The organism is Paenibacillus baimaensis (genome assembly GCF_025567575.1).
This window is the reverse complement of the sequence record NZ_JAOQIO010000095.1, coordinates 34,813-50,125: the sequence shown is the minus strand read 5'-3', so window position 1 is coordinate 50,125 and position 15,313 is coordinate 34,813. Positions and strand designations below refer to the sequence as shown.

Below are 15,313 nucleotides of genomic sequence, written 5' to 3'. Positions count from 1 at the left end.
TCTATGATGAAATCACGACTATATTACGAATCCACACACAATGACGCCATAAGTCGTTATCATATAAATCATAAAGGGTGAAGGATATGACATTAAATAATCGGAAATGGAACCTTGCTTTACTACAAATGGACATTGCAATCGGAGAACCTGAGCTTAATTATGCGAAGCTTGAGAAGCTGCTGGATCAAGCTGTTGAGGGCGAGACGAAACCGGATGTCATTATATTTCCAGAGATGTGGAACACAGGCTATGCGTTGGATCGTATTAAAGAGCTAGCAGATGAAGAAGGGCAACGTACACATGCGCTGCTGTCGGAATTTTCTCGCAAGCATCAGGTGAATATCATCGGGGGGTCTATTGCCGAGAAGCAGGGCAGCCAGATATACAATACGATTTATGCGTACAATCGTGAGGGCAGCCGCGTAGCGGATTATTCCAAAATTCATCTATTCCGCTTAATGGATGAGGAAAAGTATTTAGAGGAAGGCAGCCATATTGGACAGTTCGAGCTTGACGGAGTATCCTCCGGCATGATGATCTGCTACGATATCCGGTTCCCTGAGCTTTCCAGAAAGCTGGCTTTGGGTGGAGCGCAAATTGTGTTTGTACCTGCGGAATGGCCGAACCCGCGATTGCACCATTGGCGCACTTTGTTGATGGCGCGGGCAATAGAAAACCAAATGTTTGTCGTTTCCTGCAATCGTGTAGGAATCAGCGGGACCACCGAATTTTTTGGGCATTCAATGGTCATTGATCCTTGGGGAGAAGCGCTTGCCGAAGGGGATGAGACGGAGCAGGTTATTCGCGCTCAGATTGATTTGGCACTTGTAGATGAGGTGCGAAGCCGTATTCCGGTTTTCGAAGATCGGCGACCTGCGTTATATTAATTTTTGATGACGTCATGGAATGTTTTCATAAAAGCGCCTACGGCTTTAGATAAGTAGCGACCTTTGCGGTAAGCGATAACGAGTGTGCGTGTAGGCTTGGTAGTAAGGGAAAGATAAGCTGGAGCGTGTTCGCTCCAACCACCTCTGGACACCATATGTGGAACAAAAGCAATTCCCATTCCTGCTGCTACAAGTGATTGCACAGTCTCGATATTGCTGCTCTCAAACACGATGTTGGGTTTGAAGCCGGATTCTGCACAAAGCTCCAAAGCAATCTGGCGGAAGCCCTGTCCTTTCTTAAGCGCAATGAACGGTTCGTCGCGGAGTTCCAGGATGTCTATGGTTTGCTGTGGTTCGGATACTCTTGCTGCCAATCGATGATGCTGGGGAACTGCGAGCAGTATTTCTTCCTCAATGATGGGCTCATAGGTCAGAGACTCATCTTGGAGCGGGATCGACAGCAAGGAAATATCGATCTGTCCGTTGGCTGTCATTTGCTCCAAATGCGCAGATGTCTCCTCCATCAGAACAATTTCGATTTCTGGATAATTCGCTTGGAATACAGGCAGCACCAGCGGCAGTACATGGGCTCCGGTAATAGGCAAACTGCCGACGACGAGTCTCCCTTTGCGCATTTGAGAAATATCCTCCATCTCACGCTTCAACTGCTCTATCATGTCAAGAATCGTTTGTGCCTTTTCTACAAACAAGGCTCCGGCATAGGTCACTTCGACGGAGTTGGTTGTCCGCTGAAACAGCAGCAAGCCGATTTCCTTTTCCAGCTTGGAGAGCTGTTGGCTGAGAGATGGCTGGGCAATGTGCAGCTTTTCAGCCGCTCTGGAGAAGTTTTTGTCAATTGAAATTTGCAGTGCATACTGCAGCTGTCTGAGTTCCATAAGAATGCTCCTTTATATAGCAAAGCTATCACATTTATAATCGTTTCCTATTAAGCTTATTCATATTATACAGGAAACAATCTAAACAGCCTACTATCCATTATTGGAGAGCAGGCTGTTTTTTTTGTGTCTAAGGGATAACTCGGTTCAAGGTGTAGCCAGCTTGTTGCGGTCGGGTGCTTGTGGTGGCTGTTCCATCCAGCCATGCTCTATCATGATCTCGGCTCCATCCTCTGCAAAAGCAAGAACCTCAGCCGTCAGACTAATATAACGTGTGGATAAATCCTTTCTGGCACTCATACCAAGACTCGTTCCATAATGAGCGATTCCTGAGGCATTCAGTGCTGAAACTTGAAACATCATCATTTTATCTGAAAATGGAGGTATGGTTGAATTTGTCGGAAGAGTGTCCCATACACTTGCGGATGGAATGAATTCATCACTCAGCAACGAGCCGAAAATTTCGACATGCTTGTCTGCAATATTCCTTCCCCGCAGCATATAATTACGGATTTGCTGTGTACCTGCCGTTTGACTGAAACCCATGAGTAGAGAACGACCTAGCTGGTTTTGGATCAAATTAAAATAGAGTCCGGATATTTCAATCACATTCAGTGCTCTTTGCGGGCCAAACCATGTATTCATGTAGCTGTTTTTCTGAACATATTCTTTGGCTGTGGGGCTTGGAATATAAGGAGCTCTTATAAAAGTCCCTTTTGCAAGCAAAGCATCTGTGGACCGGTTAAATATTTGTACCGATTCATTCAGACAGTCAGTGAAATATTGGCTGACATCCGCCCGTGCAGAATTAGAAAGAGCCATCGTATACTGGCGCATCCCGACTTTACCGATATTTTCAATATAGAACAAGTAAAAGTCATCGGTATACAAGCGAGGTGCTTGGTGGGTATCAATGCTTTCTTGGAAGCCGTCAGGTACAGGAATTTTTCCTTTTGTAAAAAAAGCCTGCAGCTTCTGAACATGCACTTTGGATTGTTGATACGCGAATTCAAGTATGGATTGGGTTTCCGGATCTTCGACATGCTGCAAATAAACTCCTATGGTACAAACAGCCAATGTATCACTTAAATAGGAAGTCCAAAGGCTGGCGATTTCAGCTGATGTCAGTTCTACTTTTTGTTCAGTTTGAGGTGAGGGCTGAAGCTGTGTAGGGGTCATTGCTATGTCCTCCATTTGTAGATTTGTATGTCTAGGATTCTCAAAAATTCAGAAAGTATGCTCCCTGCCGCCACAGTAATTGTTGATGCTGTCCAATCGAACTCTAGCAAATCTGAATATATTGTATGGAGCGTACATGCCTTGCCAGCGGAGGAAAGGGGGGAGCCACTTTTGACCAGAGAAACGGCCTTCAGCAGTATCGTGGCGATAACAGGTCTAATTGTAAATGCATTTCTGGGAGGCTGGGATATCGGTTTACAGCTGTTGATTTTTTGTATGGTAGCTGACTATATAACGGGCGTTCTGGGAGCAATCAAGCAGCGTAATTTGAATAGTGAGGTCATGTTCTGGGGGGGGATCCGAAAGAGTGTGATTCTCGTTGTTCTGGCACTTGCAGTTATGCTGGATGAGCTGGTGGGCAATGCCGCACCGATATTTAGGACACTGGCCATTTATTTTTATGTTGGTAGAGAAGGATTATCGATCGTTGAAAATTTGGGGGTTATTGGTGTGCCTCTACCACACTTTATTACCAAAGTGCTGAAGCAGCTAGAAGATAAAGGGAAAGGGGAGGAGGATAAGAAATGACCCAGGGCTTTGATTGTGCAACACCGCTGACGGTAGCTGTCACTGCTGCTTTTCGGTCACAGAATTTTGAGTTTGTTGCCCGTTATCTGGTTCCCAGCGGCTGGAAGGCGCTGAGTAGGAAAGAAGCGGAAATCATCACAGGGGGTGGACTGCAAATTGTATCCGTATTCGAAACAACGGCCAACCGGCCTCTGGACGGTAGGGAAGCCGGTTTAAGTGATGGGGCAACAGCTCTACAGCTTGCCATTGATATCGGGCAACCGGCAGGAAGTGCGATTTATTTTGCCGTGGATTTCGATGCCACCATTGCGCAGATGAATACAATAGCGGACTATATAGCTGCTGCAGCTGAGGCAACGCCAGGATACTACACGGGCGTCTATGGCTCCTATGCGGTGATTGAAGAGATGAACAAACGCGGCGTTTGTTCCCGATTCTGGCAAACCTATGCCTGGAGCGGCGGAAAGAAGTCGGAGGTTAAGAACATTTATCAGTATCAAAATGATATAACCTTAAACGGAATCAATGTGGATTTGAACGAATCGTACGGTAAAGAGGGCTGGTGGAACACCAATGAAATTCCCGAGGAGGATGAGATGAATATGCCGATGAAGCTGGAGCAATGGCAATGGGATATGCTGTACCAGGTGCTGGGTGCTGCCTACAATGCGGACCAGCTTAGCTGGGAGTGGATGCAGAAGATTGTGGACAAGACATTGACGGTGACGGAATTGGTATTTCTGAATACCGTATTGGATGGTAGGGTGGACCGTGGAATTAAGGTATAACTGTTTAATCCAATAGGTAACGAGATACCCAGGATATTAGGACCGCGTAAGCTGCGGTTCATTTTACATAAAAAATTCATTTTGGCTCTTGCGCGTTCGTGTTGTGTTCGTATAAAATATGTATAGAACGAATGTTCCTATAAGTGGGAGGTAATGAAAATGATGAATGTAGCAAAGCGACCAGAAAGAGATGAGTCCGATCTGGAAGAATTGGGAGATAAGCTGGGTGAAGCGAAGCATGAAAGAAGCGAAATGCTGCTGACTGTATGGGGAAAGTCCGAGGTAATTCGTGGGCGGATTGTGGAGTTGGATGCCAACACCCGAAAGGTTCATGTAACCCAATTTGGCGGTGAGATGGTGAAGATCCCGTTCATGGACATAATGAGGGCTGAAAACTCCGGTGCCTGAGGTTTTGAATACATTGTGTATGCGTCGATGATACGAGAATAACTTGTTTCATACGAAAAGTTAGCTATGAAGCTATATGAGAATCTGAAATTATTAGGGCTGACTTCATATGCAGGTTCATATGGAAAACGGCTGAGTCACATATACTAACCAATCGAGTCCTTTTGGGTTCGATTTTTTTTGTTATGGATATGTTCAAAAAGCAATTATCGTGTTACATTCTAATATATTCGTAGCACCAAATAATAAACAGGAAAGCCAGGTAAAATAAATGATGAACAAAGATAATCTCGGGCAGAGTAAGTCTTGGATAGGTTATTCTGGTGCTGTTCTTATTCTTCATATTATGGGTCTGATGTTTTTATATGTAGCGGCACGTAACAATCCAGCCCTCTGGGGGATGGGACTGCTTGCTTACACGCTTGGACTCAGGCATGCCTTTGATGTGGATCATATTGCCGCTATTGATAACACCGTCCGTAAGCTGGTGCAGCAAAAAAGGAATTCACTTGGGGTTGGTTTTTACTTTTCATTGGGACATTCCTCGGTGGTGCTGCTCATGGCGATTGTCACTGCTTTTTCGGTTAAATGGGTACAAAGAGAACTGCCGCAAATGCAAGAAATTGGTGGCTTGATAGGCGCTTCCGTGTCCGGATTGTTTTTGCTTATTATAGGTATCATCAATCTTATTGTACTGATTCAATTATTTCAGTTATTTGTTCAATTTCGTAATGGCGCGCACAACCAGGATGAATTTGAGAGACTTCTCGAATCCAGAGGATTTTTCTCTCGGCTCTTAAGACCTCTTTATAAATTTATAACCCGCAGCTGGCACGTGTATCCGTTAGGTTTTTTATTTGGTCTTGGATTTGATACCGCAAGCGAGATATCGCTTCTTGCGATTTCAGCTGGAGCCGCTAAAGAGGCCATGCCATTTGTCGGTGTACTTTCGTTCCCTATTTTGTTTGCTGCGGGGATGAGCTTAATGGATACGGCAGATGGGATGTTCATGACCAAGGCTTACAGCTGGGCGTTTTCCACACCTCTTCGTAAGCTTTACTACAATCTTTCCGTTACTTCACTGGCTGTCGTCGCGGCACTACTCATCGGTATGGTTGAACTCTTGCAGGTGCTTTCCGAAAAATTGGGCTTGAACGGTGCTTTTTGGAGCTGGATTCAGGACCTTGATTTTGGATCACTGGGGTACATGCTGGTTATTTTGTTTGTTCTCGCTTGGGCTATTTCAGTTGGTATCTGGAAAGGCATGCGTCTTGAGGAGCGGTGGGGGCCTGGAAATGTGTGAGAGCACCCCCGCTAACGATTTTGTTAATGGGGGTTTCATGTTGAGGATTTTCTACTCTTTCTCTTTATTCTTTTCAGCTTTGTTACTTTTTTTGTCAGATGTCCGTGTGGTTGTGTTTTGAGCTGCATGTCCCTGTTGCTTACCCATTTGTGTGTCCCTCCTTAATTGGCATGGGCTTATTATTGGTCGAGAAAGTTAGCGTTATCCAGTATGTAAATAGTTACTAGTGAAAAACCGCCTCCACAATGTAATGGTAGGCGGATGAATAATCTTTAGATAAAGGCACGGCTAATAATTACCAGCAAAATGAACAATACAAGAATCGCCCCAGTAGATGTTCCGAGCCCGTAACCTCCGCAACTACCACCAACTCCTAATCCCATATGTCCCCCTCCTCTCGCCTTTCCTTCTGTATATTATGAATGCCTGCGGCTCTTGGATTGGACCTATCAAAGAAATGTATATTCTAATCTTGCTTGATTTGTTGAAAAGCCGTGAAAGCGAGACCCGCTAGCAACAAGCTAACGGGCCCCTACCGGTGAAGGGCTAGATGCCTTTCGCTCTCAAATTTTTATTTCTTGATTACTTCTGGTTGTCTTCCTGCCGCGGCTGAATGCTAATATTTCTTCGTGCTAATTCCCTTTCCAATAATTCAATAAATTCTTTATCTACGTGATGTTCGAGTTCGATTGCCATGCTGTAGTAAACAAGCAAATCCTCGTTATTCAGCTTTTTAAGTATTGAAATCAATCTCCCTGTAGCGAAGGCTCCTATCCCTACACCTATAAGCAGTATGAATGATTTGGGAAAATATAGGTGTTAAAAATTGCACAAATCTTTTGGTTTTTCTAATGCTTGAGTACAAGGTACGTAGAGTAATTTTTTTTCTTATGCTTATTCGATTTACCTATCAATATTATAGCTATTATATCTTGGAACAATGAGTATAGAAATGATAGGATTGGATAATGAAGTACCAAGAGATATTTATTCCTGATAATGAGGTGATACTGATGGCAAAAACGTTGTTCGAAAAAATTTGGGACAATCACGTAATTCATCAGGAAGCAGGCAAACCAAGTATTATTTATATCGACCTGCATCTGGTGCATGAAGTTACGTCCCCGCAAGCATTTGAAGGGCTTCGCCTGACTAACCGCAAGGTTCGCCGTCCTGATTTGACTTACGCTACTATGGATCATAATGTGCCGACGAAAGATCGTTTTAATATTACGGATCCAATCTCCAAACAGCAAATCGATACCTTGTCGCAAAACTGTAAGGATTTTGGCGTTACGTTGTTCGATCTTGATAATATTGACCAAGGTGTCGTTCACGTTATGGGACCTGAGATTGGCCTTACACACCCAGGCAAAACCATCGTGTGCGGTGACAGTCATACGTCTACTCACGGTGCATTTGGCGCCCTGGCATTTGGTATCGGTACAAGTGAAGTTGAGCACGTTATGGCAACTCAATGCTTGCAGCAGTCCAAAGCCAAAACGCTTGAAGTTCGCATCAACGGCAATTTGAAGCCTGGCGTAACTGCAAAGGATTTGATTCTTGGCGTAATCGCTAAGTATGGTACGGATTTCGCAACTGGCTATGTTATTGAATATACAGGTGAAGCGATTCGTGGTTTGACTATGGAAGAAAGAATGACTGTATGTAACATGTCCATTGAAGGCGGCGCAAGAGCAGGTCTGATTGCACCGGACGAGATTACTTTTGAATACCTGCGTGGTCGTCAATATGTACCACAGGGTGCTGCTTTCGACGAAGCTGTAGACAGATGGAAAAAGCTGACTACCGATGATGGCGCTCAATATGATTGGGTTGTTGAATTTGATGCGGAAAGCCTGATCCCGCAAGTGACCTGGGGAACAAGTCCTGGTATGGGAACCGATGTAACCGCGCTTGTACCAGATCCACAAAGCTTTACAACTGAAAATGAGCGTAAAGCTGCTGAAAAAGCAATTGAATATATGGGCTTGACACCGGGTACTCCGATGACTGAGCTTGCTGTTGATTATGTCTTTATTGGCTCCTGTACAAACGGCCGCATCGAGGATCTTCGTGCAGCGGCAGCGATTGCTCAAGGTTACAAGGTATCACCTACTTTGACAGCTATCGTCGTTCCTGGCTCCGGTCGTGTGAAGCTGCAAGCGGAAAGAGAAGGTCTGGATCAAATCTTCACAGAAGCGGGCTTTGAATGGCGTGATGCTGGCTGCAGCATGTGCTTGGCGATGAATCCGGACGTATTACAACCGGGCCAACGCTGCGCATCGACCTCCAACCGTAACTTCGAAGGACGTCAAGGACGCGATGGACGTACGCATCTGGTATCTCCTGCAATGGCAGCAGCGGCTGCGATCGAAGGTCATTTTGTTGATGTTCGCGATTGGAAATTTAAAGTGAAGCAGCAAGCTTAATTCAATTACGTGATGTGAGGAGACGAAATCCATGGAACCATTTATCAAGCATACGGGCCTTGTGGGTCCGGTTGACCGTGTGAATGTAGATACAGATGCAATTATCCCAAAACAATTTTTGAAACGGATTGAACGTACAGGATTTGGACAGTTTTTATTTTTCGAATGGCGTTTTACCCCGAAGGGTGAGGTTATCCCTGAGTTTTCTTTGAACCAGCCGCGTTATCAGGGCGCTTCCGTTCTGATTTCCCGTGCTAACTTTGGATGCGGTTCTTCCCGTGAGCATGCTCCATGGGCGATTCAGGATTTTGGCTTCAAGGTTGTTATTGCACCTTCGTATGCAGACATCTTCTTTAACAACTGTTTTAAAAACGGAATCCTGCCGATTAAACTGAGCGAAGAGCAGGTCGAAGAACTGTTTCAGCGTACAGCGAAACAAGAAGGCTATAAGCTGACTGTAGATTTGGAAAGCAAAAAGCTGACCGACGATCAAGGTCTTGACATTGATATCGAAATTGATGAGCATCGCCGTCAATTTTTGCTGCAAGGCTTGGATGATATCGGCTTGACGCTTATGCATGAAACAGATATCACAGCTTATGAGCAAGCACACACAGCTATCCTAAGTACAGTTAAGCATGAAGAAGCCTACAAATAATAAGAAGTTCATACAAACAGGCTGTCTGGTATATTACCAGTACAGCCTGTTTTTTATTGTATGGAGGAGCTAGAATCAACTGCAAATGATTTGCTCAATCTGATGCTATACAACTAAACAAGTTCTCATCCATCATACAGGGCTGCTTGGCACCAGTGTCTCGATTCCATTCATATAAGGCTGCAGCGCCTTGGGAATGTAGATGGAACCGTCCTCTTGCTGATGATTTTCGAGCAGTGGAATAAGAATTCGTGGTGAAGCAACGGCTGTATTGTTCAAGCTGTAGCAATAGGCAAGCTTGCCCTCGGCATCCCGATACCGGATCTGCGAGCGTCGGGTCTGGAAGTCGAGCAGGTTGGATGACGAGTGGGTTTCACCGTATGCCTGTCTGCTGGGCATCCAGGTCTCAATATCGTACTGTTTATACGTTTTTTGTGACATATCGCCCGTGCACACGGTCATAACCCGATAAGGCAGCTCTAACAGCTGTAATAACTGTTCAGCATTGTGTGTGATTTCCTGCAAAATAGCATCAGCCTTCTCCAGACTGGCTTCACAGAGAATGACCTGCTCGACCTTGGCAAATTGGTGAACACGATATAGACCGTGCACATCCCTTCCTGAAGAACCGACCTCATTACGGAAGCAGGTGGAGACGGCAGCCAGACGGATCGGCTCTGATACATCGACAATCTCGTTGCCGTAAAACGCGACAAGCGGAACCTCTGAGGTGCCAACCAACCACTTGTCTTCACCTTCAATCCGGTAAGTCTGATCCTCCCCAAGCGGGAAAAATCCGGTGTTGGTGAGTGCGGTGCTGCGTACAAGCAGAGGAACCTCCAAAAGTGTAAAACCTTTTTGCAGGAGCAGGTCGAGAGCTAGCTGCTGTACAGCGCGATGAAGCATGGCTCCTGCACCTTTTAAATAGTAGTTGCGGGTTCCAGCTGTTTTGACACCACGGGGGAGATCAATGATTTCGTGAAGCTCGCCTAAGGCAACATGATCACGAAGCTCGAAGTCGAATTCCGGTGGCTCCCCATGAGCGCGAATTTCGATATTATCTGCATCTGAAAGGCCGACCGGGGTATCGGGTGACACCAGATTGGGAACGAGCTGCAGGAGACTGTGATAAGGCTGCTCCACATCGGCAAGTCTGGCTTCCATCACGGTTATTTGGTTATTAATCTCCTTAACCGTCAATTTTAATTGCCGGGCTTCCGGGGTATCGTGGTTGTTCCCGTTGGCTGTATGGTTCTGAGTGATCGCTTGAAATTGCAGTGTGTGCTTGTTTCGACTCTGCCGCAGCTGTTCCACCTGTTGAAGCAGCTTTCGTTTCTGATCATCCCATTCAAGTAATTGTGCAATGGATACGTGAATTCCTTTCTGATCAGCTACTTCCTGCAGCCTATCCTTGTTGTCCCGGATTGTTTGAATATTTAACATGACACCGCGCTCCTTATAAGTTAGAATGCAAAAAACGCCCTCATCCCATGGGACGAGGAGCGTTGTTCTCGCGGTGCCACCCAATTTGACCAGACAGTATAGTGCTGTCCGATCTTCTCTGGTTCCGCGATAACGGGCGGTCCGGTTAACTTAGGGAGAACAGGTCATCATGCAATGACCTTGATTTCCTTGACGAGAACGCCTCCGAGTTGGAATCTCTTCATCGGCTTATTGTTCGGTAATTTACGAGCATGTAGTCTGATTATAACCTAAAAGAAAGATTTTTTTCAATAGAGACACCGAAAATGGATGAAAATACCAAAATGAAAGGTGGATTTCAGGAAATAACGAAAATACCCTTGATATATACCCAATCTTCATATAATATTAACTTACATAAAACGAATAAAATCTAATTCGACGTTATATTACCTAACATTGGGTTTGGGCTGATGAGAAGTGCAATAATCGTTATAGAAGGTGATCACATTCTTTCACTAGATACTAATGAAGGCAAGAAGCAGCTGTGTCACATTTATAATGATATTTCCAAGGAGCTATTCGGTTTTGGAACAACCTTATTAAAGGTTACCTTTGATAATCAATTAATTACATTTGTAGCCAGGCATCGACGCTCACCCCGATCCGCAGCATTAGAGGGGGAAGCACCCAATCTTAAGTATGAGGTCGATTTTTATATGTCTTCGATTTATAAGAAGAAATTAAAAGAACGGCTGGAAGAAGAGCTTAAGCTGGACATGGAAGCTGTTTTGAGAGATTACGATCCACATACGCAATGGGCGATTACGAACATCATTGTCAGACAAGCTTAGAATGAATCGAATATGTGAACGATCTCTTTTGATCTATCTTAAGAGATAGCCACCTTTTTTCCCAACAAATATCGCTTTACTTTGTTTACAAAGAAAAGTGTTCTTGTTAGAAGCTTTTATTCTACCAGGAGTACTTTTCTTTTTTATTTTTATAGCTTGCCAAACTAACAAAAGGGATAGGTGGAGATTAGATGATGAAGAAAAAAATGATCAGCAGCGCGATTTCAGTTACATGTGTGGCATTAGCTTTAGCAGGATGTGGTACAGATGGGAAGAGCAGCAGCGGGACTCCTGCAGCCTCAACACCGGAAGCGTCCAAACCAAGCGGCGAGCCAACCAAATTGGTCATCTCAACATGGGCCAATGATGATTTTACGAATAAAGAAGTGATTGTACCTTTTGAGAAAAAATTTAATGCCAAAGTTGTGTTTGAAATTGGGAATAATGCGGAACGCTTAAATAAGGTGCAGCAAGGAAGCTCGGCAGTGGACGTTCTGTTCCTATCCGATTATTTCACACAGCAGGCGATTGATGCTGGGGTTATCGATAAGATCGACGCTGCAAAGCTGACTAACCTGAATCAGCTCTATGATATTGCCAAAGCACCGCTTGGCGCGGATTATGGACCGGCCTACACAGTCAATCAGCTGGGTATAGCTTACAATCCAAAGCTGGTAAAAACAGAAATTAAATCATGGAAAGACCTTTGGAGTCCGGAATTAGCCAAAAAGCTGACACTGCCTGGTATTACGACAACTAGTGGTCCGATGATGATCGATGCGGCTTCGCTGATTGCAGGAAACAGTACCTTCAATGAAGATCAAGCTTTTGCCAAATTAAAAGAGCTGAATCCATCAGTCGTTAAATATTACGGGAAGACAGCGGACTTTGTTACGATGTTTGCGCAAGGCGAAGTTGCCGCGGGTCCTTTTATGGACAGCTACTTTAAGGATCTTCAAGCCGGAGTGCCGGATGCCAAATTTGTGACGCCGCAAGAAGGCGGATATGCAGTTATGAACACAATCAATGTCGTAAAAGGTTCTAAAAACAAACAGCTTGCTGAAGAATTGATCAACTGGTATTTGAGCAAAGAGGTACAAGAAAAGGTGGCTAAAGCCAAAATTACGTCACCGACCAATAAAGAAGTGAAACTGACAGATGAGGAAGCCAAGGGATTGACCTATGGTGCCGACGTTATCAACAAGCTGCGTAAGCTGGACGTTAAGTTTGTCAATGATAACTTGAAAAAATGGACCGACCGTTGGAACCGTGAGCTTGCACAATAAACCTGGAAGCATGGGAGCGAAGAGTACAATGAACAAAAAGGTTATCCTTGATGTGGATACCGGTGTGGATGATGCCTTAGGCATCATCCTTGCGGTCCAAAGCGGTGAAATGGATATTGTGGGGATTACGACTGTCAATGGCAATGTTTCGGTGGACACAGCGACAAATAATACATGCAAAATTTTGCAACTGCTCGGAGTTGAGCAGCAGATTCCTGTTGTCAGAGGAGCAGCTAAGCCTTTATTGAGGAAGCCTGTTTTCGAGCATCGGGTACATGGTGAAGATGGAATTGGCGGCGCACTCCGCGACATGCCGGTACATACTTCGGTCACGGAAGGGTTTGCGCCAGATTATATCATCGAGCAGGTGCTGCGTTACCCGGGAGAGATTACGCTGATCATGACAGCGCCCATGACTAATCTAGCATTGGCCTTGATGAAGCGTCCGCAATTGATTCACGAAATCAAGGAAGTTATTTTTATGGGCGGCGTGGTTAAAGGGGTTGGCAATGTGACGCCAGTCGCTGAATATAACATGTATGTCGATCCGGAGGCTGTCAAAGTCGTTCTTCATGCGGGATTTCCTTCATTGACGCTTGTTGGGCTGGATGTAACACGGCAGGCACTGCTCAGTGATGCACATATTACAGAGCTGGGTGATACACCGATCGGTCGTTATGTGAAGGAAAGCACCTCCGATTATATGAAGCGATATTTTGAAAGAAACCAGGTACAAGCCTGCGCGCTCCATGATCCATTGGCTGTAGGTGTGGCCTTGCGTCCTGAGTTGGTTACAACTCATGCTTATTATGTCGATATTGAGACTCGCAGTGAGCTGTGCGACGGTCAAACGATATGTGATTTTCAAAACCGATTGAAGCGGGAGCCTAATGTCCGGGTATGTACGGATGTGGACGCCGATGCATTTTTGCGGCTGTTTGTGCAAACGCTGCGTACTTAGGGAACCGGGAAAAGGGGGTAGCTTCCGTGAAAAAGAAATACGTCTATTTATTAATGCTGCCGGGACTGTTATTCCTGACCCTGTTCATGCTCGTTCCAATTATCATGACGATAGGAACAACTTTTTTTCAAAAAGGGAATTTTACGTTCAACGGCTATATGCATTTTTTGCAGGATCAATATTTTCTGAATATCCTGCTCACCACGATGCAGGTGAGTACGGTTACGACAATTTTATGTATCATCATCGGGTTTCCGGTTGCTTATTATGTTTCCAGACAAAGCCCAAGAACCAAGGGCATTATGCTCGCTCTGGCGATCTTCCCGCTGCTTACGAGCTCAGTGGTCAGGTCTTTCAGCTGGATTATTATACTGGGCAAAAACGGGCTGCTTAATTCTTCCCTGATGTCACTTGGACTGATCCAGCAGCCGCTGGAAATATTGTATACGCCGACGGCGGTGATGATCGGACTGATTCATCTCTTCCTGCCGTTGATCATTATTTCCTTGGTCGGAGTGATGGAGAATATCGATCCCGATCTGGTCAAGGCAGCGGAAAGCCTGGGTGCCTCCCGATTTACTGTATTCCGCAAAGTCATTTTTCCACTCAGCATACCTGGTTTGATTCTTGGCAGTATCTTGGTGTTTGTAGGAAGTATGACTGCGTACACTACGCCATCCGTGCTGGGGGGCAAGAAACGGGTCATATCCACCTTTTTATATCAAAATGCGATTACTTTGAATGACTGGTATTCGGCATCGGTCGTTGCGACGATCATGATGGTCATTACCTTAATAGTTATCGGCTTGATGACAAAAATTTCGACTAAATTAAGTGTGAAGGGGTAGGGGCATGCAGGAGAAGAATCGAGGGCTAGCCCTATTTACATTACTTATTTATATACTGCTGCTGAGCCCCTTGCTTATTATCGCCGCTACCTCATTCGAGCCGGGCACGATCATGAAATTTCCACCGCAGGGGTTTTCCTTGAAATGGTACGAAAATATTTTTAAACAATCGATGTTTATGGAAACGTTCAAAATCTCGATATTGGTTTCCTTGGTCGGTAACCTGTTCGCGCTGCTGATCGGGATTCCTGCTGCTTATGCGTTAAGCCGGTTCGATTTTAAGGGGAAGGAAGCATGGAACTCCTTATTCATTTCTCCTATATTAATACCGGGAATTGTAATGGGCTTTACGATGCTTAAATATTTGATTGTCGCTTACCAGTTACCTATGATGACTGCGCTGTTTATCGGGCACACGGTTATTATGCTCCCATTTACGATTCGTGTTATCGCGTCGAGCTTGTCCAATTTTGACTTTTCGATTGAAGAAGCGGCATTAAGTCTGGGCTCCAGCCGTTTGAAAACCTTTTTTATAGTGGTGCTGCCTAATATCAAGTCAGGTATTTTGGCTGCCATCATCATTGCTTTTCTGGATTCCTTCAATAATGTGGAAATATCCGTCTTTATGACAGGACCGGGAGTCAGTACGTTCCCCATTCAGATGTTATCATATTTGGAAAATCATTTTGATCCGACGCTCGCGGCGATTTCCGTGCTGCTTATGCTCTTGACTATGGTTTTATTATTCCTCATTGAAAGACTTCTGGGATTAAGCTACTTTACAAAACGATAACGGGGGT

The 15,313-nt window shown here is 44.9% G+C and carries 17 protein-coding genes; 12 read left to right on the top strand and 5 right to left on the bottom strand.

The genetic code is table 11. From position 1 onward, the window contains the following. Positions 1 to 86: 86 nt before the first annotated feature. Positions 87 to 890 (top strand): carbon-nitrogen family hydrolase, encoded by an 804-nt coding sequence (locus OB236_RS26455; protein WP_262686661.1) that lies wholly within the window; start codon positions 87 to 89, stop codon positions 888 to 890. On the opposite strand, the gene OB236_RS26450 is transcribed toward OB236_RS26455, so the two are convergent. Next, the gene (locus OB236_RS26450; protein WP_262686660.1) at positions 887 to 1,786 is read right to left on the bottom strand and encodes a LysR family transcriptional regulator; all 900 of its coding nucleotides are present in this window, start codon (positions 1,784 to 1,786) and stop codon (positions 887 to 889) included. The genes OB236_RS26455 and OB236_RS26450 overlap by 4 nt on opposite strands. Before the next feature lie 147 nt (positions 1,787 to 1,933). Beyond that, complete coding sequence (locus OB236_RS26445) at positions 1,934 to 2,965, bottom strand: DUF3231 family protein (RefSeq protein ID WP_262686659.1); 1,032 nt, start codon at positions 2,963 to 2,965, stop codon at positions 1,934 to 1,936. A 171-nt stretch (positions 2,966 to 3,136) separates the two neighbouring features. Between OB236_RS26445 and OB236_RS26440 the strand changes: the two genes are divergently transcribed. The 4 genes from OB236_RS26440 (at position 3,137) to OB236_RS26425 (ending at position 6,052) form a co-directional block, all read left to right on the top strand. Next, entirely contained in the window at positions 3,137 to 3,553 is a 417-nt protein-coding gene (locus OB236_RS26440) for a phage holin family protein (protein ID WP_076227354.1), read from the top strand. After that, on the top strand, positions 3,550 to 4,341 hold the full coding sequence (locus tag OB236_RS26435) for a DUF1906 domain-containing protein (protein ID WP_262686658.1): 792 nt from the start codon (positions 3,550 to 3,552) through the stop codon (positions 4,339 to 4,341). The genes OB236_RS26440 and OB236_RS26435 overlap by 4 nt, the downstream gene beginning before the upstream one ends. 159 nt (positions 4,342 to 4,500) lie before the next feature. Next, positions 4,501 to 4,749, top strand: coding sequence for a YolD-like family protein (locus OB236_RS26430; protein ID WP_256711125.1), 249 nt, complete (start codon positions 4,501 to 4,503; stop codon positions 4,747 to 4,749). A 274-nt stretch (positions 4,750 to 5,023) separates the two neighbouring features. After that, positions 5,024 to 6,052 carry a HoxN/HupN/NixA family nickel/cobalt transporter gene (locus tag OB236_RS26425; protein WP_262686657.1) on the top strand — a complete coding sequence of 343 codons (1,029 nt, stop codon included), beginning with the start codon at positions 5,024 to 5,026 and terminating at the stop codon, positions 6,050 to 6,052. A 272-nt stretch (positions 6,053 to 6,324) separates the two neighbouring features. Here OB236_RS26425 and OB236_RS26420 read toward each other — a convergent pair whose 3' ends face one another. Both OB236_RS26420 and sda read right to left on the bottom strand, forming a co-directional pair. After that, positions 6,325 to 6,435 (bottom strand): sporulation protein YjcZ, encoded by a 111-nt coding sequence (locus OB236_RS26420; protein ID WP_218638988.1) that lies wholly within the window; start codon positions 6,433 to 6,435, stop codon positions 6,325 to 6,327. Between the two features lie 199 nt (positions 6,436 to 6,634). Continuing rightward, entirely contained in the window at positions 6,635 to 6,802 is a 168-nt protein-coding gene (gene sda, locus OB236_RS40170) for a sporulation histidine kinase inhibitor Sda (protein WP_083688949.1), read from the bottom strand. 263 nt (positions 6,803 to 7,065) lie between these two features. Between sda and leuC the strand changes: the two genes are divergently transcribed. Both leuC and leuD read left to right on the top strand, forming a co-directional pair. After that, positions 7,066 to 8,484 carry a 3-isopropylmalate dehydratase large subunit gene (gene leuC, locus OB236_RS26415; protein WP_262686655.1) on the top strand — a complete coding sequence of 473 codons (1,419 nt, stop codon included), beginning with the start codon at positions 7,066 to 7,068 and terminating at the stop codon, positions 8,482 to 8,484. Positions 8,485 to 8,515: 31 nt separating this feature from the next. Further along, positions 8,516 to 9,142, top strand: a complete 627-nt coding sequence (gene leuD / locus OB236_RS26410) for a 3-isopropylmalate dehydratase small subunit (protein ID WP_262686653.1) — start codon at positions 8,516 to 8,518, stop codon at positions 9,140 to 9,142. A 132-nt stretch (positions 9,143 to 9,274) separates the two neighbouring features. Here the strand turns inward: leuD and serS are convergent, their stop codons facing one another. Continuing rightward, a complete protein-coding gene (serS, locus tag OB236_RS26405; protein WP_076227345.1) occupies positions 9,275 to 10,585 on the bottom strand; it encodes a serine--tRNA ligase in 1,311 nt (436 codons plus the stop codon). A gap of 452 nt (positions 10,586 to 11,037) precedes the next feature. Between serS and OB236_RS26400 the strand changes: the two genes are divergently transcribed. The 5 genes from OB236_RS26400 to OB236_RS26380 all read left to right on the top strand — a co-directional run bounded on the left by OB236_RS26400 (position 11,038) and on the right by OB236_RS26380 (position 15,306). Further along, complete coding sequence (locus OB236_RS26400; protein ID WP_076227342.1) at positions 11,038 to 11,418, top strand: DUF2294 domain-containing protein; 381 nt, start codon at positions 11,038 to 11,040, stop codon at positions 11,416 to 11,418. Between the two features lie 191 nt (positions 11,419 to 11,609). Next, positions 11,610 to 12,704, top strand: coding sequence for an ABC transporter substrate-binding protein (locus OB236_RS26395; protein WP_076227339.1), 1,095 nt, complete (start codon positions 11,610 to 11,612; stop codon positions 12,702 to 12,704). Between the two features lie 28 nt (positions 12,705 to 12,732). Then, positions 12,733 to 13,665 carry a nucleoside hydrolase gene (locus OB236_RS26390; RefSeq protein ID WP_262686652.1) on the top strand — a complete coding sequence of 311 codons (933 nt, stop codon included), beginning with the start codon at positions 12,733 to 12,735 and terminating at the stop codon, positions 13,663 to 13,665. A 26-nt stretch (positions 13,666 to 13,691) separates the two neighbouring features. Then, on the top strand, positions 13,692 to 14,513 hold the full coding sequence (locus tag OB236_RS26385) for an ABC transporter permease (RefSeq protein WP_262686651.1): 822 nt from the start codon (positions 13,692 to 13,694) through the stop codon (positions 14,511 to 14,513). A gap of 4 nt (positions 14,514 to 14,517) precedes the next feature. Then, positions 14,518 to 15,306, top strand: a complete 789-nt coding sequence (locus OB236_RS26380; RefSeq protein ID WP_262686650.1) for an ABC transporter permease — start codon at positions 14,518 to 14,520, stop codon at positions 15,304 to 15,306. The last annotated feature ends 7 nt before the right edge of the window (positions 15,307 to 15,313 follow it).